Origin of the sequence: Brevibacterium sp. W7.2 (assembly GCF_018137945.1) — a bacterium.
Classification (GTDB): Bacteria; Actinomycetota; Actinomycetes; order Actinomycetales; family Brevibacteriaceae; genus Brevibacterium; species Brevibacterium sanguinis.
Window position 1 is genome coordinate 860023 of record NZ_CP073089.1, and the last position, 20212, is coordinate 880234.

The 20212-nt window shown below is 68.3% G+C and carries 21 protein-coding genes; 11 read left to right on the top strand and 10 right to left on the bottom strand.

The genetic code is table 11. The features are described from left to right. Window positions 1–9 precede the first annotated feature (9 nt). The 5 genes from J9315_RS03745 (at window position 10) to J9315_RS03765 (ending at window position 6354) form a co-directional block, all read left to right on the top strand. The gene (locus J9315_RS03745; RefSeq protein ID WP_198499527.1) at window positions 10–1389 is read left to right on the top strand and encodes a TIGR00366 family protein; all 1380 of its coding nucleotides are present in this window, start codon (window positions 10–12) and stop codon (window positions 1387–1389) included. 328 nt (window positions 1390–1717) lie between these two features. Next, entirely contained in the window at window positions 1718–3781 is a 2064-nt protein-coding gene (gene betT / locus J9315_RS03750) for a choline BCCT transporter BetT (RefSeq protein ID WP_232623681.1), read from the top strand. Window positions 3782–3833: 52 nt separating this feature from the next. Beyond that, window positions 3834–5246: a pyridoxal-dependent decarboxylase gene (locus J9315_RS03755; protein ID WP_198499525.1), complete on the top strand. Its 1413-nt coding sequence runs from the start codon at window positions 3834–3836 to the stop codon at window positions 5244–5246. Next, a complete protein-coding gene (locus J9315_RS03760; protein ID WP_232623680.1) occupies window positions 5243–5884 on the top strand; it encodes a DNA-3-methyladenine glycosylase I in 642 nt (213 codons plus the stop codon). Before J9315_RS03755 ends, J9315_RS03760 begins: the two co-directional genes overlap by 4 nt. A gap of 32 nt (window positions 5885–5916) precedes the next feature. Further along, entirely contained in the window at window positions 5917–6354 is a 438-nt protein-coding gene (locus tag J9315_RS03765) for an NUDIX domain-containing protein (RefSeq protein WP_198499524.1), read from the top strand. A 22-nt stretch (window positions 6355–6376) separates the two neighbouring features. On the opposite strand, the gene J9315_RS03770 is transcribed toward J9315_RS03765, so the two are convergent. Next, window positions 6377–6928: a hypothetical protein gene (locus tag J9315_RS03770; protein WP_198499523.1), complete on the bottom strand. Its 552-nt coding sequence runs from the start codon at window positions 6926–6928 to the stop codon at window positions 6377–6379. Window positions 6929–7087: 159 nt separating this feature from the next. On the opposite strand from J9315_RS03770, the gene J9315_RS03775 reads away from it, so the two are divergent. Next, window positions 7088–8383: an MFS transporter gene (locus J9315_RS03775; protein ID WP_211978839.1), complete on the top strand. Its 1296-nt coding sequence runs from the start codon at window positions 7088–7090 to the stop codon at window positions 8381–8383. Window positions 8384–8462: 79 nt separating this feature from the next. Here J9315_RS03775 and J9315_RS03780 read toward each other — a convergent pair whose 3' ends face one another. Then, complete coding sequence (locus J9315_RS03780; protein ID WP_198499521.1) at window positions 8463–8834, bottom strand: metalloregulator ArsR/SmtB family transcription factor; 372 nt, start codon at window positions 8832–8834, stop codon at window positions 8463–8465. 16 nt (window positions 8835–8850) lie between these two features. On the opposite strand from J9315_RS03780, the gene J9315_RS03785 reads away from it, so the two are divergent. Further along, the gene (locus tag J9315_RS03785) at window positions 8851–9339 is read left to right on the top strand and encodes an SRPBCC domain-containing protein (RefSeq protein WP_198499520.1); all 489 of its coding nucleotides are present in this window, start codon (window positions 8851–8853) and stop codon (window positions 9337–9339) included. A 135-nt stretch (window positions 9340–9474) separates the two neighbouring features. Then, complete coding sequence (locus J9315_RS03790; protein WP_198499519.1) at window positions 9475–9966, top strand: hypothetical protein; 492 nt, start codon at window positions 9475–9477, stop codon at window positions 9964–9966. A gap of 321 nt (window positions 9967–10287) precedes the next feature. Here J9315_RS03790 and J9315_RS03795 read toward each other — a convergent pair whose 3' ends face one another. Then, on the bottom strand, window positions 10288–11292 hold the full coding sequence (locus J9315_RS03795; RefSeq protein WP_198499518.1) for an aldo/keto reductase family protein: 1005 nt from the start codon (window positions 11290–11292) through the stop codon (window positions 10288–10290). Between the two features lie 62 nt (window positions 11293–11354). Then, window positions 11355–12263 carry an EamA family transporter gene (locus J9315_RS03800; RefSeq protein ID WP_198499517.1) on the bottom strand — a complete coding sequence of 303 codons (909 nt, stop codon included), beginning with the start codon at window positions 12261–12263 and terminating at the stop codon, window positions 11355–11357. A gap of 39 nt (window positions 12264–12302) precedes the next feature. On the opposite strand from J9315_RS03800, the gene J9315_RS03805 reads away from it, so the two are divergent. Beyond that, on the top strand, window positions 12303–13232 hold the full coding sequence (locus J9315_RS03805; protein WP_232623679.1) for a LysR family transcriptional regulator: 930 nt from the start codon (window positions 12303–12305) through the stop codon (window positions 13230–13232). Between the two features lie 52 nt (window positions 13233–13284). On the opposite strand, the gene J9315_RS03810 is transcribed toward J9315_RS03805, so the two are convergent. The 6 genes from J9315_RS03810 to J9315_RS03835 all read right to left on the bottom strand — a co-directional run bounded on the left by J9315_RS03810 (window position 13285) and on the right by J9315_RS03835 (window position 18544). Then, on the bottom strand, window positions 13285–13926 hold the full coding sequence (locus J9315_RS03810) for a hypothetical protein (RefSeq protein WP_198499516.1): 642 nt from the start codon (window positions 13924–13926) through the stop codon (window positions 13285–13287). 167 nt (window positions 13927–14093) lie between these two features. After that, window positions 14094–15323: a calcium:proton antiporter gene (locus J9315_RS03815; protein WP_198499515.1), complete on the bottom strand. Its 1230-nt coding sequence runs from the start codon at window positions 15321–15323 to the stop codon at window positions 14094–14096. A gap of 263 nt (window positions 15324–15586) precedes the next feature. Next, on the bottom strand, window positions 15587–16075 hold the full coding sequence (locus tag J9315_RS03820) for a DoxX family protein (RefSeq protein WP_198499514.1): 489 nt from the start codon (window positions 16073–16075) through the stop codon (window positions 15587–15589). Window positions 16076–16288: 213 nt separating this feature from the next. Continuing rightward, entirely contained in the window at window positions 16289–16855 is a 567-nt protein-coding gene (locus J9315_RS03825; RefSeq protein ID WP_211978840.1) for an NADPH-dependent FMN reductase, read from the bottom strand. After that, a complete protein-coding gene (locus J9315_RS03830; RefSeq protein ID WP_232623678.1) occupies window positions 16855–18063 on the bottom strand; it encodes an LLM class flavin-dependent oxidoreductase in 1209 nt (402 codons plus the stop codon). Before J9315_RS03830 ends, J9315_RS03825 begins: the two co-directional genes overlap by 1 nt. A gap of 22 nt (window positions 18064–18085) precedes the next feature. Beyond that, complete coding sequence (locus J9315_RS03835; RefSeq protein ID WP_198499512.1) at window positions 18086–18544, bottom strand: MarR family transcriptional regulator; 459 nt, start codon at window positions 18542–18544, stop codon at window positions 18086–18088. A gap of 193 nt (window positions 18545–18737) precedes the next feature. Here J9315_RS03835 and J9315_RS03840 point away from each other — a divergent pair, with 193 nt between their 5' ends. Together J9315_RS03840 and fdhD are read left to right on the top strand one after the other, a co-directional pair. Beyond that, complete coding sequence (locus tag J9315_RS03840; RefSeq protein ID WP_198499511.1) at window positions 18738–19277, top strand: MogA/MoaB family molybdenum cofactor biosynthesis protein; 540 nt, start codon at window positions 18738–18740, stop codon at window positions 19275–19277. Window positions 19278–19280: 3 nt separating this feature from the next. Then, window positions 19281–20183: a formate dehydrogenase accessory sulfurtransferase FdhD gene (fdhD, locus tag J9315_RS03845; RefSeq protein WP_198499510.1), complete on the top strand. Its 903-nt coding sequence runs from the start codon at window positions 19281–19283 to the stop codon at window positions 20181–20183. Window positions 20184–20212 lie beyond the last annotated feature (29 nt).

Consider the following 20212-nt stretch of genomic DNA (forward strand, 5'->3'; position numbering starts at 1 on the left):
GAGGTCCTCATGTCGGCACCGACGCCGTCTGCCCACAAGAACGTCGCGGCCTCGAAAGGGGTGATGCGACCGATCAACCGGGTCCTCGAGCAGTGGATCCCCTCGGCCCTGACCTTCGCGATCGTGCTCACCCTCATCGTCGCCGTCCTCGCCTTCATCCTCACCGGGGCGAGCCCGGTCGAGGTCGTCACGAGTTGGGGCGTCGGCCTCTCCGGGCTGCTCGAGTTCATGACGCAGATGTGCCTCATCCTGCTCCTCGGCCACATCCTCGCCAACACCGGCCCCGTCCAGGCGCTGCTCTCCCGGCTCGCACAGGTGCCGGGATCCCCGGCATTCGCCTACGTCTTCGTCTTCCTCGTCGCCGCCGTCGCGAGCCTCATCACGTGGGGACTCGGCCTCGTCGTCGGTGCACTCCTGGCCAGGGAGGTCGCCGTCCAGGCGCGCCGGCGCGGCATCAAGGTCCATTTCCCGCTCCTCGTCGCCGCCGGCTACTCCGGAATGGTCGTCTGGCACATGGGCTATTCGGGGTCGGGTCCGCTGACCGCCGCAACCCCGGACTCGTTCCTCGCCGACTCCCTCGGCGGTGAGATCGTGCCCGTGAGCGAGACGATCTTCTCGACGTGGAATCTGCTCGCCATCCTCGGCGTCATCGTCGTGTGCAGCGTCCTCTTCTACCTCATCGCCCCGAAGCAGGGCGCCACGGTCTACGAGATGCCCGAATCGATGTCCTCGGGGGAGCGCGGCCCCCTCGTCGAGGAGATCGTCACACCCGCTGACCGCATCGACGCCTCCCGCATCCTCACCCTCGTCATCGGCTTCGCCCTCGTCGCCTACCTCATCATCCACTTCGCCCAGGGCGGGGGACTGACCCTCGACATCGTCAACTGGTCCTTCCTCGCCCTCATCTTCCTCCTCGTGCGGAACCCGTTCGAACTCATCGCCCTGACCAAGGACGCGGCATCGAACGTCGGGGAGATCCTCCTCCAATTCCCGCTCTACGCCGGCATCCTCGGCATCATGTCCGGCACCGGACTCATCGCAGTGTTCTCCGATGCGTTCGTCTCGATCGCCAACCCCGTCTCCTTCGGCGTCCTCGCGCTGCTCTCGGCGGGCCTCGTCAACTTCTTCGTCCCCTCCGGCGGCGGCCAGTTCGCCGTGCAGGGTCCGATCATGCTCGACGCGGCCAACCAGCTCGGCGTCGACCCGTCGATCGCGATCATGGCGGTGTCCTACGGCGACCAGTGGACGAACATGCTCCAGCCGTTCTGGGCGCTGCCGGTGCTCGCGATCGCGGGCCTGAAGATGCGCGACATCCTCGGCTACACGTTCATCACGTTCCTCGGCTCGGGAGTCGTCATGGCGACGGTCCTCCTCCTCGTCTCACTCTGAGGAGATCCGTCCAGGCGGTGGCCCGAGCGTCCGCTCGGGCTGCGCCTGGGCTGGTCAGCGGACCACAGGCCCTCGGCGGGACCCGCGGAGTGTGGCCCGCGTCTCATTTTGCCAAGAATTCAGGGGTGCGCTACCGAAAATTCGGATATGGTAGCCTCCATCGTCGGTTGCCGGAAGTGCGGCGGCCTGTGATCATCGAGTCCGGGACACGGCTCTCCAAGACCCCCAATCCCCAATCTCGTGTTGCCCATGTACCCCTAGTTGCCCCATGAACCCCCAGTTGCCCATGACATCGCGGCGGTCGGTCGCCGGACGAGGGAGCGAAGAGATGACACTCCAGGCAAAGCAATCCAACGAGGACGCGGCGGGCAGGTCGAAGAAGAACCTGCCACCGGTCAACAAGCGCGTCTTCATCGCGGCGGCCGTCGGCACGCTCGCGATCACACTGTGGGCGTTCCTCGCCCCCGTCAACGCCCAGGCCGTCCTCGGTGCTGTGGTCGGGTGGACCTCGGACTGGTTCGGGTGGTTCTACGTCCTCCTCGTCGCGATCGTCCTCGTCTTCGTCATCTACCTCGCCGCCTCCCGGTACGGGTCGACGAAGCTCGGCCCCGAGCATTCGAAGCCCGAATTCGGTCTCCTGTCGTGGGCGTCGATGCTCTTCGCCGCCGGCATCAGCACCGACCTCATGTTCTTCGCCGTGGCCGAACCCGTTACGCAGTACCTGCAGCCGCCGAGCACGGAACCCGGGACCGTCGACGCCGCCCGTGAGGCGACCGTGTGGACGCTCTTCCACTACGGGCTCAGCGGCTGGGGCCTCTACGCCCTCATGGGCATCGCGCTCGCCTACTTCGCCTACCGGATGAACATGCCGCTGGCGATCCGCTCGGCACTCGCCCCGCTCTTCGGCAAGCGGGTCCAGGGGACGCTCGGCGACACCGTCGACTTCGCGGCCCTCCTCGGCACGATCTTCGGTGTGGCCACCTCGCTCGGCATCGGCGTCGTCATGGTCAACGTCGGCCTCAACGTCGTCTTCGGCCTGCCTGTGTCCGTGGCGTCCCAGGTCGCCATCGTCGTCATCGGCGTGGGCGTGGCCACGCTCTCAGCGGTCTCCGGCGTCGACAAGGGCATCAAGTTCCTCTCCCTGCTCAACGTCTTCGCCGCGATCGCCCTGAGCATCTGGGTGCTCGTGGCCGGCAACACGCAGTTCCTCCTCAACGCATTCGTCCTCAACGTCACCGACTTCGTCCGCCTCTTCCCGAACATGGTGGGCCAGACCTTCGCCTTCGAGGACACGGGCACGTGGATGACGGACTGGACGCTGTTCTTCTGGGCCTGGTGGATCGCCTGGGCATCCTTCGTCGGACTCTTCCTCGCCCGCATCTCGCGGGGCCGCACGATCCGCCAGTTCGTCATCGGCACCCTGACGATCCCCTTCATCTACATCTTCATGTGGATCTCGATCTACGGGAACTCCGCACTCGACATCATCCGCAGCGGCAACCTGGAGTTCGGGGAGCAGACGATGCTCAATCCCGAGGGCGGCTTCTACGAGCTGCTCGCCCAGTACCCGGCCTTCACCGTCGTCGCGGCTCTGGCAACCCTCACTGCCCTCCTCTTCTACGTCACCTCGGCGGACTCCGCGGCCCTCGTCATGGCGAACCTCTCCTCGTTCCTGCCCACCCCGCAGGACGACGGACGGGCGGGGCTGCGGATCTTCTGGGCCGTGCTCACCGGTGCGCTGACCGTGGCGATGCTCATCGTCGGCGGGATCGGCGCGCTGCAGAGCGCGACGGTCATCATGGGTCTGCCCTTCGCCTTCGTCATCATCCTCGTGATGATCGGCCTCTACAGAGCCCTGCGCGTCGAAGGCAACCGCGTCGACAGCGTCGAGCAGAGCCTCTCGGGCTCGCTCGCCCGCCGGTCGGGCCGGGGATCGGAGACGTGGAAGAAGCAGCTCTCCCGGGTGCTCGCGTTCCCCAGCGGGAGCAAGGTCCGCGACTACGAGCAGAACGTGCTCCTGCCGACGATGCAGGAGATCGCCGAGGAGATGCGCTCACGCGGCATCTCCGCCCGCTGCGGGCGGGTCGACTCCGAGGGGCGCTTCGACGAGAACGGAGACCTCGTCGAACTCGAGGTCGACGGCGAGGGCCAGTACCCGTTCCGCTACCAGGTGTGGCCGCACAAGGTCAGTGTGCCGTCGTTCGGCGGCCGCGTCCCGCGCGGCACCGAGGACTACTACCGGATGGAGGTCTACCTCGACGGCGGAGCCGGTCAGGGCTACGACATCATGGGCTACACGAAGGACCAGCTCATCGATGACGTCCTCGACAAGTACGAGCGCCACGTCGAGTTCCTCCACATGCAGGAGAACATCGCCGGCGGCACCGAGTGATGGTGAGGGAGTCGGGCCGCGGATCCGGCGCGCGTCGCCGGGCGGTGCGTCGGTGACGCCCGAGGAGTTCCGGCGGCACGGCCACGACCTCATCGACTGGATCGCCGACTACCGCGCCTCCCTGCCGCAGCGGCCCGTGCGCGCGAGTGTCGCCCCCGGTGACATCGCCGCTCAGCTGGCCGCCTCGGCGCCGGAGGACGGGGAGGACCCGACCGCGGTGCTCGGGGATCTCGATGACATCGTCATGCCCGGGCTCACGCACTGGCAGCATCCGCGGTTCTTCAACTTCTTCCCCGCCAACAGCGAGCTCTCCTCGGTGCTCGGGGACATCGCGAGTTCGGGGCTCGGAGTGCTCGGGCTGTCCTGGGAGGCCTCCCCGGCGCTGTCGGAGGTCGAGCAGGTCGTCCTCGGGTGGGCCCGCGACCTCTTCGGGCTGCCCGCGGACTTCCGCGGGGTCATCCAGGACACGGCCTCGACGGCGACGCTGCTCGCGATGCTCGAGGCCAGGGAGCGCGCCTCGGACTTCGCGATGATGGGACCCGGGCTCACCCAGGCGAGCGCTCCGCTGACGGTCTACCTCAGCCCGTACGCGCACTCCTCGGTGCGCAAGGCCGTGCTCCTCGCCGGGTTCGGGGAGGACCAGATCCGCTGGGTCGACGTCGACGAGGACTTCGCGATGGATCCGGAATCCCTCGCCGAAGCGGTCGCGGCGGACCGTGCGGCCGGTGCCGTCCCCGCCGCGGTCGTCGCGACGTGCGGAACGACGACGACCACGGGACTCGACCCGCTCGCGGCGATCGGGGAGGTCGCCGCCGCGCACGGACTGTGGTTCCACGTCGATGCCGCGATGGCCGGCTCCGCCCTCATCCTCCCGGAGATGCGGGGCATGGCAGACGGCATCGATCGCGCCGATTCGCTCGTCATCAACGTCCACAAGTGGTTCGGGGTCGCCTTCGACTGCTCCCTGTTCTTCGTCCGCGATCCCGCCCATCTCGAGGCGGTGATGTCGACGAACCCCTCGTACCTGCAGTCCGATCGGGACGCCGAGGTGACCAACCTCCGCGACTGGGGCGTGCCCTTGGGACGCCGGTTCCGGGCGCTCAAACTGTGGTTCATGCTCCGCATCGAAGGCGCCGAGGCGATCCGCGCCCGCCTGCGCCGCGACCTTGAGAACGCCCGCTGGTTCGCCGCGCAGGTCGAGGCCGAACCGGACTGGACCGTCGTCGCCCCCGTGCCCCTGCAGACCGTGTGCATCCGCCATGAGCCGCCGGGCCTGACCGGGGAGGACCTCGACGCGCACACCCGGGAGTGGGCGCGGGCGGTCAACGACTCCGGGCGCGCGTACGTGTCCCCGTCGACGCTCGACGGGCGGTGGATGGTGCGGATCTCGATCGGCTCCCTGACGACGGAGCGCAGCGACGTCGCAGCGCTGTGGGAGACTCTCAAGGAGGCAGCGGCACCATGAGGGAGGAGACGAGCGCCGTGGAGTCCAGCGCAGCGGAGACGATGGCAGGCGGCCCGGTCGTCGGTGAGGACGGTCTCGCGCGCACCCCGTGGGCCTACGGGGATCCGCTCCTGCTCGAGTACTACGACACCGAGTGGGGTCTGCCCGTGCGCGATGAGTCCGGGCTCTTCGAGCGCCTCAGCCTCGAGGGCTTCCAGGCGGGACTGTCGTGGCTGACGATCCTCAAGAAGCGCGAACGGTTCCGCGAGGTCTTCGCCCACTTCGATGTCGACACCGTCGCCGGCTACGGTGACGCCGAGGTGGCAGCCCTCCTCGCCGATCCCGGCATCATCCGCCATCGCGGGAAGATCGAGGCATGCATCGGCAACGCCCGGGCGATCATCGCGCTGCGGGACTCCGGCGGCATCGCCGAGTTCATCTGGAGCTTCCGGCCCGCGCAGACCCCGACACCGCAGACGATCGCCGAGGTGCCCACGACCTCCTCGGAATCGGCGGCACTGTCGAAGGCGCTCAAGCGCGAGGGGTTCCGCTTCGTCGGTCCGACCACGATGTATGCGCTCATGGAGGCCGTCGGTATGGTGGACACGCACCTCGTCGGCTCCCATCGCCGAGGCGCCTCCGGCCTCTGGTCGGACTGAACCGGACACCACCGCCTCGGCGAAAGGACACCATGAGGGACATCCGCGTGAGCGCGCTCGTCGTCATCCACCCCGACCGCCCGGAGCTCCTCATGGTCCGCAAGACCGGGACGACGTCGTTCATGCTGCCCGGAGGCAAACCGGAGGCGGGTGAGACCCCGGAGGACACGATCATCCGGGAGATCGCCGAGGAGCTCGGACTCGACCTCGATCCCGCCCGGCTCTCGTCGCTCGGGGAGTTCACCGCGGCGGCCGCCAATGAGGCCGACCATCGGGTCATCGGCGACGTCTTCGTCTACGACGGTGTGCCGGCCGGGCTCGACCTCACCGATATCAGGCATCAGGCCGAGATCGCCGCGGCCGGATGGTTCCCGTGCGCTCCGATGCCCGCCGACACCGTCGAGCGCCAGTTCGCCCCGCTCACCCGGGATCGGGTGGTGCCGGCGCTGGCGGCGGCCGGCGCGCTCTGAGGCCGCCGGAGGTCGGCGACGCTCAGCCCTGCGGCTGGCGGGAGTACGCGACGAGGGCGCGGTAGAGGTCGAGGGGTGCGCAGTTCGCGCCCTTGGCCAGGGACTTCACGAGCTTCCGGTAGGCGGTGTAGTCGACATGCGACGGGTTGGCGGATTCGAGCAGCCCATGGTCGTGGAGGACGCCGACGGCGCGGGCGTCGAGGATCGCGTACTTCTTCGGATCGAAGACCGTGAGCAGGGCACTGGCCAGAGGGTTGCCGACTCCCGGCAGGACCTTGAGGAAGGGCAGGCGCAGATGGTTCGGGGTGTCATCGTCGAGGGCGACGGCGGTGACGTAGTCGATGTCGTCGCCGGAGAGCTTCTCGGCCATCGGCAACACCGCGACGGCCTTCCACTCGACGACCTTGAGGAAGTTCTTGCGCTTGTAGCCCTCGCGGCGCACGACCTTCGGGGCGATCGAATCGAAGATCTCAGCCTCGAGCTCGGTGAGTTCGTACAGGGGCTCGTAGCGGAGGACGAAAGCCGTGTCGATGAGGCCGGAGGACGGGCTGTCGGGAAGCTGCGACGAGGTCATGCCGCGATTCTACAGAACGTCGAGGAACACCAGATGACAGCTCTCTCCATGGGAGACGGCACGTCCGACCAGCGGAGACCTGCGGTTGGGGAGCGCACGGACATGGTCGATTGCGAGATCCGCAGCCGCCTCGGCGATGCGATGACGTAACGTGCGAGTATGGATGATCGTCGCACTCTGACCCCGGCCCTGCTCGGGCTCGTGTGGTCGGCGATGTTCGGCTTCTCCGGGTTCTTCCTCAGCTATTCGACGATGGTCTCGATCGGGGCGATCGGCGGGCTCGCGACCGTGACCGGCGGCGCGGTGCTGACGACGATGATGATCGGCGTCATCGCCGTCCAGCCCTTCGCCCCGTGGCTGGGCGCGCGGCTCGGCCTGCGCTCGGCCCTGCTCGTCGCCCTCGGACTCCAGGTGCTCGGGCAGGTGTGCGGCCTCATCGTGACGCAGCCGCTGCTCAGCCTCGTCCTCGCCGGGGTGTTCGGCGGCATGGGGTTCGGCCTCTTCGTCGTCCTCGCCAACGCCGCGGTCCCGGGGACGGTGGCACCGCGCCGGTTGGGGAAGGCGCTCGGCATCTTCGGCGGCATCACCTCGCTCGCGGCGGCCCTCGGTGCGCCGTTCGGCCTGTGGCTCATCGGCGTCGTCCCCGTGTGGTCGTTCCGCCTCATCGCGTGCGGAACCCTGCTGCTCGCCGCACCGACGATCATCCGCTTCCTGCCCGGGCGTGTGCCGGTCCCGCCGCCCGGCGCCGAGCGCGACGGGCTGCCGGGCACACACCGCGCCGTTGACGCTGATGCTCAGGCTTCAGGCCATGACGCTGGTGCCCGGGGGTCGGGCGCCGACGTCGGTGCCCGGGGTTCGGGCCCTGATGCCGGCCGCGAGGTGTCCTCGCAGGGCCGGCACCGCCTCGGCGAGATCCTTCCTCTGCTCACCATGCTCGCGCCGTTCCTCATCGGCATGGTCACCTTCGGACTCATCGTCGGCTTCGGTCCAGGGGAGGGGATCGCCACTCCGGCGATCTACATCGGGATCATGCAGGTGTTCTCCGTCATCGGGCGCTTCGCCGCCGGAGCCGTCGCCGATGCGCGCTCGCCGCTCGGGCTCAACCTCGCCGGTGTCGGCCTGGCCGCCTGCGGCTTCATCGTCACGGCGATCACCGGCGGGGGAGTCGTCCTCGGGCTGGCGATGGCGGTGGTCGGGCTGGGGCTGGGCACCCTCCAGTCGGCGAGCCTCGTCATGGCGTTCACCGCCGTGAGCACTCCGGCGCGGGCGAGCGTCGCGTGGAACATGAGCTTCGACATCGGCCTCGGCATCGCCGGGGTCATCGGCGGGGTGGGGTTCACCTACCTCGGCGACACCGTGACCTTCCTGCTGTGCGCCGGGATCCTCCTGCTCGCGGGACTCGTGTCATGGATCGTCGCCGCGCGGCGAGCCGGCACATCGGGTGGCCGGGACTAGAGGGAGCAGACCGCGGATTTCACCCTGGACCCGGCGCAGACTCCGAGACTGGCCAAGATGAGTGCGCGCAGTGGCCGGGTCACTCAGCCTCGGTGTCGAGGGAGGCGAGGAGTTCGACGGCGGCATGAGCATAGTCGCCGATCCACCGGTCGTGGATCCGCTTGATCGGCAACGGAGCCAGGGCGAGCACCCGGGTCCGGCCGACCCTGCGACCGGTGAGCAACTCGGCGTGTTCGAGCACACGGATGTGCTGGAGGACCGTCGTGCGATCGAGGTCGGGAAACTCGGCGGCGACGGCGCCGGTCGTCCGCGGTTCGGCGCGGAGGAGGTCGAGGATGCGACGCCGGGTCGGATTCGCCAGCGCCTTGAACACCGCGTCGTCGCGAGAGTCGGCGGATCCGCTTTCCGCGCGGTCGCCTCGGCGCGAACCTGTTCCCTTCTCCTCAGACATGTGGTAAAAATATCACATGAATGATGAGCAGAACGACAAGCAGGCCCCGCTGGAGGAGCTCTCCTTCACGGTCACCGGCTACATCTCGAAGACGCCCCATGAGACCTATGAGGCGGTGGCCGACCCCGAGCAGCTCTCGAAGTACTTCACGACCGGCGGCGCCCGCGGTCGACTCGACCCCGGCGCCGAGGTGACCTGGGACTTCGCTGACTTCCCTGGGCGCTTCCCGGTCGATGTCATCGAGACCATCCCCGATGAGAAGATCGTCATCGCGTGGGAGGGCTCGGAGCACACGACGACCCCGAAGACGACGACGACCTTCGAGTTCGCGCCGGTCGACAATGGAACCCGCACGCTCGTGACGATCACGGAGAAGGCGTGGAAGACGACCGTCGGCGGAGCCGAGGGTGCCTTCGGCAACTCGATGGGCTGGACCGGTATGCTCGCCGCGCTCAAGGCGTGGGTCGAATACGGCATCAACCTCCGCGAGGGCTTCTACAAGTAGGCCGTGGCCAGTGGCGGGCGTTGATCGGCCACAACATCGCGGCGACCACGCGCCCTCGACCAACCTCAAGCGCGCCTTCATGGCCGCACGCCACGACCACCGGCGTCCCTGACGGTGATCAGTTAGGTTGGATGCATGGTGCTCGGCAAATGGGGAACAGTCTGGCGATTCGTCGTTCTCGCTGGGGGAATCGGCGGACTCGGTGGGGTGGTCACCATGGTGCTCCTCCTGCTGGTTCCGCAGATAGTCACGGGGGACGGTATGTCGATCGGGCCTGTGGACGGCTTCCTCGTCGCCACACGGTGGGCCCTTGGCATCGGCATCGGATTGGGCGTGGTCATGGGCATTCCGTGCAGTTTCGTCGTTCGGAGGACGGCGCCACGGCTGCATGGTCGTCTGAGCGCGGTGGTCTTCTGCTTCGTTCTCGGATTCGCCGCGGCTCTGACCCCAGTGATGCTCGTCAGCCTGGCCTCGGGCAGCTTCGTCCGGCCCCCGCCGATCGCGGTCTGGGAGTATGTGCTTTCACTGGCCAGTCTCAGCCTGCCCGCCGGCATCCTCACTGCATTGGCGTCGCCCCTCATCTTCGCACCGGCCGAGACACCGGCGCGCACGAGAACCGTGCCCTAGATTCGGTGCGGCGCGGCGGCAACGGGCCCGTCTGACGATCCACACCGACGACAGCCCAATCCGCTGCTCCACCGCATGAACGCTCCGCGCTGATCCTGCCGACTCGGCTCTCCGAGGTGGATCGAGCTCGACAATCCGCTGATCTTCAGCTCGGATCCACCTCGGGGGATTAGCAGATCCACCTCGGGGGATACGCGCCGGAGCGTCCACCCCGCGCCGGATCGCTCGAGCCACCCAGCGCCAGGCGCTCGAGCCACTGCCTGTCGGGAGTGATCGCTCCGCTTCCTGCCCGGGACCCGCCGGCGCGACCCGAGATGCGCGTCAGACGATGCGGGTCTCCGGGGACTTCGTCTTCGCGGGATCCGTCTCCGGGAGATCACCGAGCGCCTCATCGATGCGATCGAGCACCTCGGCGTCGAGCTTGACCCCGGCTGCGGCGACATTCGAGGCGATCTGCTCGGGACGCGACGCCCCGACGAGAGCGGTGGCGACGTTGTCATTGGCGAGCACCCACGCGATCGCCAGCTGGGCCATCGTCAGGTCGAGGTCGGCGGCGATCGGCTCGAGCTTCGCGACCGCCGTGAGCGTCTCATCATTGAGGTAGCGGGAGATCATGTCCGCCCCGCCCTTGTCATCAGTGGCGCGCGACCCGGCAGGGGCCGGCTGACCGACCTTGTACTTGCCGGTGAGGACACCCTGGGCGATCGGCGACCAGACGATCTGCGAGATGCCGAGCTCCTTCGACGTCGGCACCACCTGCGGTTCGATGACCCGCCACAGCATGTTGTACTGCGGCTGGTTCGAGATCAGCTGGATGCCGAGGTCCCGGGCGAGGTAGTGACCGGCGCGCAGCTGGTCGGCGTTCCATTCGCTCACACCGATGTAGAGCGCCTTGCCGGCCCGGACGATGTCGGCGAAGGCCTGCATCGTCTCCTCGAGCGGCGTCTCGTAGTCGTAGCGGTGCGCCTGGTAGAGGTCGACGTAGTCGGTGCCCAGGCGGGTGAGCGACCCGTTGATCGACTCCATGATGTGCTTGCGCGACAGTCCGGTGTCGTTGTGCCCCTTCGGGCCGGTCGGGAAGTAGACCTTCGTGAAGATCTCGACCGACTCCCGTCGCTGCCCGGCCAGCGCGTCGCCGAGGACCTGTTCGGCGGCGGTGTTGGCGTAGACGTCGGCGGTGTCGAACGTCGAGATGCCGGCGTCGAGGGCGGCATGGACGCTCTTCGTCGCGATGTCGTTCTCGACCTGCGAACCGTGGGTGAGCCAATTGCCGTACGTGATCTCCGAGATCTTCAATCCGCTGTTTCCGAGATACCTGAACTCCATATCCTCAGCCTACGACCGTGAGTCAAGGGGCTTCAGATCGTCATCGCCGAGGCGGTCCGTCGTCACGTGGGCTGTCCCCGCCGAGGTGGGGCGAGCTGTCCGCAGGCCAGCGCGGCCAGCGCGAGACCGAAGCCGGCGATCTGGAGCAGGGTGAGGCGTTCACCGGCGAAGAGCGCGCCGAGGCCCGCTGCCACGAGCGGTGAGAGCAGCCCGAGGAGGGCCGTCGCGGTCACTGGCAGGCGGCCCAACCCGCGGAACCACAGGGTGTAGGCGAGGATGCCGCCGACGATGCCGAGCCAGAGATAGCCGGCGACTCCCGCCGCATCGATGCGCTCCGGCACGCCCTCGACGGCCAGTGTGGGAACGAGGAGGACGAGCCCGCCCGCGGTCAGCTGCCAACCGGCGAAGCCGACCGCACTCAACCCCGGCGGGCGGCCCCAGCGCTTGACGAGGACGACACCGACGCCCATCGACGCCGCCCCGCCGATGCCGGCGAGGAGACCGATGGGGTCGAAGCCGGCCCCGGGCCCGAGGACGACCATGCCGACACCGATGACGCCGACGATGCCCCACGCCAGTCGCCACCGTGAGAGCCGTTCGCCGAGGATGACGACGGCGAGGACTGTGACGAGGATCGGCTGCGTGGCCCCCAAGGTTGCCGCGACTCCGCCCGGCAGGCGACCGGCGGCGACGAAGAGGAGCGGGAAGAAGACGCCGATGTTGAGGGTCCCGAGGACCAGCGCCTTCCACCACCACGAACCCTGCGGCAGCCGACGGGCGATGAGCAGGCCGATGAGGCCCGCCGGCAGGGAGCGCATGAGCGCGGCGAACAGCGGATGGTCGGCGGGCAGGAAAGCCGTCGTGACGAGGTAGGTCGTGCCCCAGACGGCAGGAGCGAGAGCGGTGGCGAGAGTCGCGCCGAGGCGGGACCGGGTGGGCGAGGGATGCGGAGGTGAGATCGTCGAAGTCATGTCTCCAGAGTCCGCCCGAATCAGCAATGAGTCCAACACATGCTTTTCATCTCAGCGATCGTGTACGACGATAAATGCATGGAGCTTCAGCAGATGCGCTATGCGATCGCCGTCGCCGAGGAGCGGAACTTCACGCGAGCCGCCGCGCGGTGTCACGTCGTCCAGTCGGCGCTCAGCCATCAGATCAAAGTCCTCGAACGTGAACTCGGCGTCACGCTCTTCGCGCGCACGAGCCGGCGCGTCGACCTCACCGATGCCGGTGCCGCGTTCATTCCCGCCGCCCGCGCCGCCCTCGAGGCCGCCGATCGGGCCGGGGCCGTCGCTGCGGCAGCGGCCGGTGAGATCCGCGGGACGCTGTCGATCGGCGTCATTCCCACGGTCACCGCCCTCGACCTCTCGGCCGTGCTCGCCGCACTGCACGCCAGACATCCCCATGTGCGGATCACGATGCGAGCCGGAGACAGCCGACGCTTCATCGCGGAGATTCGCGCCGGCGAGCTCGACGCCGCCGTGCTCGGACTGCCGGCCACGGTGAGCCCTGCGGGAACGGACCATCTCGTCCTCGCCGAGGAACGTCACGTCGCCGTCCTCGGTCCCGGGCACTGCCTCGGCGGACGACGTCGCCTCAGTCTCGCCGACATCGCGAACGAGACCTACGTCGATTTCCCCGTCGGCAGTCCCGGTCGGGAGCAGACCGACCGGGCGTTCGCCGCCGCCGGGCTGGCGCGCACCGTCGCGTTCGAGGTGATGACCGCAGAGATGATCCTCGATCTCGTCAGCGCGGACCTCGCGATCGCGCTCCTGCCCCCGGCGGTGGTGCCTGCGGGACGGGGCCTGACGACGGTGGCGGTCACCAGCGGTCCGACTCGCACCGAATACCTCGCGTGGAGTGATTTCAATCCGAGCCCGGCCGCGCTCGCCTTCGTCGAGGAGGTCAGGTCGGTCGTGGGCACGCACGGTCCGCGGTGACGAGAGGATCGACCCTGCGGTGACCGTCGCGGCTGCCCGGTGAACCGCGAGCTCAGCCGGCTGTTCGCCGTCGGCGCAGCACCGGCGGCAGCCCGAAGAGGATCGGCGGCCGCACCGCTGCGGTGGTCGCGGCGTCGCTGAGCGTCCACGCGCTCTCCCAGCTGATGAGCTCCCCAGCGTGGCAGACGGGATCGCCCCCGGACGACGGCGGTTCGGCCCAGAACCACAGGTTGATCCCGTACTCGATGACGGTGATGCTCGGGGTGCGCGGGGATTCGTCGGAAGTGTCGTCACCTGCGCTGCCGGCGCGGGTCCGCGCAGTGTTCTCCGCGACGAACTCTCTGTGGAGCTGCGCCGAGGCGGTCTCGGCTTCAACCCATCCGTCCGCACGATGGGGGAGGAGGACCCACGCCCCCGCGGGGACGTCGGCGGCAACGACCTCCTCGGCGGTGCGGACCGTGACGAATCCGGAGGGCACCTGTTCGAGTGCGTCGAGGAGGCTGCCGAGGCAGGCGGCGACCACCTCCGCCGACGGTGCGACGAGGAGGAGGCCGGTTGCCTCGACGAGGATGTCGTCCCTGTTCAGGCGCGTGAACGGACTGGCGTTCAGCTGCCTGACGACGACCTGCCAATGTGCGGGCACGGGAGCCTCGAGGAAGGCGTGCGTGACCGAGCGCTCGGCGTCGTGGCGCATCTTCACTCCTCCTCTCTCCCTCGATCGGCGGTGGGGTCGCACCGCACGAGGTGTCTTCAGCCTGCCACGGATCGGCCGGTCACGGCGACGGGTCGGCGATTTTGCGGATGGGCTGGGACAGACTGCGTCGTCGGGCCGCGAGGGACCCGCCGCCTCGGCGAGGTCGCTTACGAGAACACGCTGATCCCGTAGGCGGCGAAGACGATGAGCAGCGCCGCCCCGTGGACGGCGGTGACCCTCCTGGCGGCGAATGTCGCCACCGACAGGAGGATGATGACGCCGAGCAGGAGGAGGTTCGCCGGACCCTCGGCGAGGACGATCTGCTGGCCGGTGAGGAGGCCGATGACGAGGACGACGGGGATGGTCAGTCCGACGGTCGACACGAGCGCACCGTGGCAGAGGTTGCTCACCCGCTGCACCTCACCCTGCCAGGCGGCGCGGATGGCGGTGATCGTCTCGGGCAGGAAGACGATCATCGCGATGACGATGCCCGACAGGGCGGTCGGGGCGCCGAGGCGGCTGAGCCCGTCATCGAGCAGCGCGGCCATGTCATGGGAGAGGAGGACGATGGGCAGGACGGTGATGACGAGGAGGGTGAGGCGAGCGACGATCTCGACGCGGTGGGTCGCGATGATCTCGAGGACGCCGGGCCGTGCGGTGGCCTCCGCCGGGCCGGTGTGAACGGTGCCAGCTTGCGCTGTGCCGGCGCGCCCTGAGCCCGCTGAGGCGTCGGCCTCCGCCGTCTCGACCTGCGCCGCGCCTGAGCGCACGAGGCGCGGGTCGACCTCGCGGAAGTCATCGGCCTGCGCACCCATCTGGCGGACGAGGAAGAAGACGTAGATCGCGATCGTCAGCACGATGATCGGGATCTCCTGCCACGGCAGATAGCTGCCGTCCTCGCCGATGACGGCGGGCAGGCCGAATGCGAGCGCGGAGAGGACGACGAGGAGGCTGAGGTACGCCGAGGTGCCCGTGCGGTTGTGCTCCATGTCCCCGTGCCGCAGGCCGCCGACGAGCAGGCAGATGCCGACGACGGCGCCGAGGATGATCATCGCCACGGCCATGACGGAGTCGCGGGCGATCGTCGCATGGTCGCCTGGACCGAGGAGGACCGCTGCGATGAGGATGACCTCGATGAGGACGATCGAGAGGGTGAGGACGAGCGAACCGTAGGGATCGCCGAGGCGGTGCGCCAGATGCTCGGCTTCGTGGACGACTCCGAAGGCGCAGAGCAGGATGACGCCGATGATGACGACGAGCGCGGTGATGAGCAGCGGCGCCGGGGCAGGAGCCTCGAGGGAGGAGCCGAAGACGGCGAGGGCGACGACAGCGCCCCAGCCGAGGATGAGCCGGATGACGGCTGCGGGGGTGATGATGCTGCGGAGTGCGGCATTCATGACGGTCTGATCCAGTTCTACGAGGCCGTCCTCATCGCGTAGGACAGCGACCGGGTCGTCCCGATCGCCGCGTCACCTCCAGTCTAGCGAAGATCGCGCCGTTTGGCAGAGGAGGGGCATCGGCGCCGAGGTGGTCCGACCGGAGGAGGGTGAGCTGGGGATGCGACAAAGGCTGCCCCTTCCGGGGAATGCGACGAGAGCCGCTCGCCCCAGTGGGGACGAGCGGCCCTCGGAGCTGCTCTCAGTCAGGCCGTCACGACACGTCAGGCCGTCGCGACCGAGTGCGCACCGCTGGTGCGGGCAGCACGCGATGCCGACTTCGACTTCTTCGAACCGGTGAAGAGGAAGCGGTCGACGCTGAAGCGGCCGGGTCCCATCGCGGCGATGAGGAGCGCTCCGGCGGACAGTGCGGCGACGAGCTCCCAACCGCCCTCGCTGACGAACGGGGCGGGGATGAAGTGGACGATGACGAGGGCTCCGAGGAGGTTCGCGGCGATGAGCACGGCGACGATCGGAGTGAAGGCGCCGAGGATGAGCAGGGCGCCGCCGATGAGTTCGACGAAGGTCGCGAACGGGGCGGCCACCTCGGGGAGGGGCACTCCCATCTGCGAGAACGAATCGGTTGTTCCGGCGATGGTCCATTCGCTGAACTTCTGCCAGCCGTGGGCCATGAGGATGACTCCGAGCCCGATGCGGGCAATGAGGGCAATGACGTCGCGGGCAAGTGTCGGCAGTCCGGTGGTGGCGTACATGTTGTCCTCCAGGTGAGTTGAAATGACAACCAGAACCCTATTCACGGAGCTTGGCAGGACCCTGGGCGGACTTCGGCAAACCTCCGTGAATCTCGGCTCTCACCAGCATTGATGCGGGCAGATGCGGCGAATCCCGGAGAGCGGATTCTGCTCTCCGGGATTCGCTTGACGAACCAGCCTCATTGTCGCAATGCACCTGGCGGCGTGGCCGGCTCAGAAGCCGTAGGCGGCTTCCCTCTCCTCGCGGATCGCGGTGTACGTGCGGGTGAGCACGATGGTGTCCTCGACGAGGCGGTCGAGGCGCTGGGTGATGTCGCTGCTGACGATCTGATTGCGGTGGAGATCCTTCTCCTCGACGAACACGTAGGGATGGACGACCTGCGCCTTCATGTACGTGAGGATCGGGGTGAGCTGCTGGGCGGGAATGAGGAAGTGCTTCGCCGAACCGGCGGTCGCAACCATGCCCACGACCTTGTCGCGGAAGGCGTTCGTCGGCAGCAGATCGAAGACGTTCTTCAGCGTCGCCGGGATCGAGGCCTGGAAGATCGGGGTGCCGATGATGATCGCATCGGCGTCCATGAGCGTCCGGGTGATCCGCCCGGTGTCCCCGGAGTACTCCGTGAAGTTCCGGCCGTCGCTGAAGACCATGTCCGCCTCGGCGAGGTCGATGAGCGTGACCTCGACGTCCGGGTCGAAGCTCATCACCGCCTGCGCGACGTACTCCATGACCGTGCGGGTCTTCGTCCCGACGTTCGAGCCGGAGAGGACGACGATTCTCATCAGACGAGCTCCTCACTCTTCGTGCCCGCGGTCTCGCCGTCACCCGAGGCCGCCTCGGCAGGGGCGTCGGAGCCGTCGGAATCGGCGGCGGTCGGCTGCGCGGTGTACTTCTTCACGGCGGGGATGATCTCCGAGCCGATCGTCTCGATCTGCTTCATCACCCGGTCGAACGGGATCCCGCCGAAGTCGATCTGGCCGAGGAAGCGCTGGTGGCCGAAGACCTCGTGCTGGTGGAGGATCTTCTCGATGATCTCCTGGGGGCTGCCGATGTTGACGATGCTGCGCGGGTCGACGCTCTGGGCGAAGAGCTGCTTGGGCATGCCCTGCCCGTTGACCCGGCGCATCCCCTCGTTGACGTGCGGGTAGAGCTCCTTGAGGGCATCCTGCGACGACGGTGCCGTGTAGAGGAACCCGGCCGTGGCGATCGGCATGGTCGCCGGGTCGTATCCGGCATGGCGGGCGCCTTCGCGGTAGGCGTCGACGGTCGTCTTGAACACCGAGGTGGTCCCGCCGAGGTGGGCCATGACCATGGGGACGCCCGCGAGTCCGGCCTTGATCGCGCTCGTCGGCGCACCGCCGACGGCTCGCCAGATCGGGAACGTCTCCTGCGCGGGGCGGGGGATGACCGCGGCATCGGTGAGCGGGGCGCGATACTGCCCGTTCCACGTCAGCGACTCCTCGCGGGCGATCTCGAGGAGAAGGTCGAACTTCTCCTCGAAGAGCTCCTCGTAGTCGCGCAGATCGTAGCCGAGGAGCTCGAAGAGGCCGACCCGTGAGGCACGGCCGGCGACGAGTTCGGCACGGCCGCCGGAGAGATGGTCGATCGTCGCGAAGTTCTCGAACACGCGGACCGGGTCCGAGGTCGAGAGGATCGTCGAGGTGCTGCCGACGCGGATCGACGACGTCGCCTGGGCGATCGCGCCGAGGATGACGGCGTGGGCCTGCGAGGCGAAGTACTCCTGGTGGCTCTCGCCGACGCTGAAGAAGTCGAAGCCGGCCTCCTCCGCGGCCTTGGCGTAGGCGACGAACTCGCGGATGCGCTCGCCGGCGCTCACGCGTGAGCCGTCGGCGGGGTTCGGCAGGTGGTCGCCGAGGGTGTACATGCCGAACTGCAGGCCCTGGCTGGGGTCGAAGTTCAGCTCCTTCATGAGGTTCTGGGACTCGGGCACGGTGTCTCCTTGGGTGACGATGACGTTCTCGTTTGTCATGTCAACTGAGGAGTCCGGAGGATTATTCCCCGTTGGTCCCAGGCAGTGCGCTGCGGCGTGCGGCGCTGCGCTCGTAGAGCTTCTTCATCAGCGCGTGGAGCTCGATGCGCTCGGATTCGCTCAGGGCGTCGTCGAACATCGAGGACTGGAGGGCGAGCTGGCTGGGGAAGGCCTCTTCGAGCAGGGCTCGTCCCTTGTCGGTGAGCGAGATGTACTTCGTCTTCCAGTCCTGACGGCGGGCGATCAGGCCGTCGCGTTCGAGGCGGGTGAGCATCCGGGAGATCCCGCCGCCGCTGACCGTGAGCCGCTCGGCGAGGTCGGACTGGGTGATCGGCTGATAGGCGCGGATGTTCGCGAGCGCCTCGAACTGTCCGACCGTGAGATCGAACTGCTTGAGGTGGTCGTTGGAGAGCTGATTGCTGTTCTGGACGAAGCGCACCATGCGCAGCCAGGTGAGCGTGCTCAGCGTCAGGTCGTCCATCGCGGCTCCTCGTTCGACACACCGGGCCTCGGCTGCCGCGGCGACTCACTCTCACTCTACTGACCATCATGCCGGCCTGTCGCCGGAGGGACGGGCGCGCGGCAGGTCGAGGGCGACCGGGGCACGCGCGCACGGCAGGGCGGCGTGGAAGAATGGTGGCGACCCCAGCGATGGACCAGTGAGGAGACGCGCAATGACGACGAGCGAGACCACGACCGACCGCCTCGGCGCGGGACGCTCTGCCGCTGTCATCATCGCCTCCACCTCGGCGGCCAGGGGAGAGGCACCGGATACGACCGGCCCGCTCCTCGTCGAGTGGCTGCGCGGACGCGGCTACGACTGTCCCGACGCGATCGTCGTCCGCGACGGCGAACCCGTCGGGCAGACCCTGCGAGGCCTCCTCATCGACACGCCTGAGGACAAGCGGCCGCGCATCATCGTCACCAGCGGCGGCACCGGTCTCGCGCCCGATGACCGAACTCCCGAGTTCACCGCCGAACTCCTCGAGCGGCAGTCGCCGGGGCTCATCTACGCGATGTGGCGCAAGGGCCTCGAATCGACGTCGTCGGCAGTGATGAGCCGCGGCGTGGCCGGGGTGCGCGGACGCAGCTTTGTCATCAACCTCCCCGGCTCGAAGGGCGGGGTCAGGGACGGCATCACCGTCATCGACGACCTCCTCGAACACATCCAGACCTCGGTCGAGGACACGACCGACCACGGTCCGCGGGTCTGAGCCGTGCAGCAGCGCAAGGCCGTCCGCGCCCGCGTCCACCGCTTCGACGCGACCGGTGAGATCAAAGCCGGACCGGACTCGCTCGCCGGGGAGGAGCCGCTCGAGGTCAACCTCAACGGCGAGCAGTTCTCCGTGACGATGCGCACCCCGGGCAACGACGTCGAACTCGTCTCCGGCTACCTGCTCTCCGAGGGCATCGTCGAGTCGATGGACGACATCGCCGAGATCGACTTCTCAACAGGGCTCGCCCCCGACGGCTCCCGGAACTACAACGTCGCCGGGGTGCGCCTGCGACCCGGGGTCTGGGATGCCGCCACGGCGCCTGCACGGTCGGTCTACACCTCGTCCTCCTGCGGGATCTGCGGCACGGCCGCGATCGACGCGGTGACGAAGGAGTCGGCATATCCGCTCGTGCCCGCCGACGGCCTCGGCGGGATCGACGCCCCGCGTCTCGACGAGGACGGGGAGATCGTCTTCCCTCCGCTGCTCACCCCTGCCCGCGTCGGTGAGCTGCCTGACCGGCTGCGCGCCGGACAGGCGGTCTTCGACAAGACCGGGGGAGTCCACGCCGCCGCGCTCTTCGCCGTCGGTGACGATCCCGGGGCCGAACCCGAACTCCTCGTCATCCGGGAGGACGTCGGCCGGCACAACGCCGTCGACAAGGTCATCGGCTGGGCGATGGCTGAGCGCGGACTGCCGCTCTCGCGCACCGTTCTCCAGGTCTCGGCCCGGGCGTCGTTCGAACTCGTCCAGAAGTCCGCGATGGCGGGCATTCCGATGATGTCGGCCGTCAGTGCCCCCTCGGCGCTCGCCGTCGACTTCGGGAAGACGAGCGGTGTCACCGTCATCGGCTTCAACCGCAAGGGCCGCTTCAACGTCTACTCCCACCCCGAGCGCATCGCCTGAGAAAGGCGCTGAATAGGCGGATTCGCCGC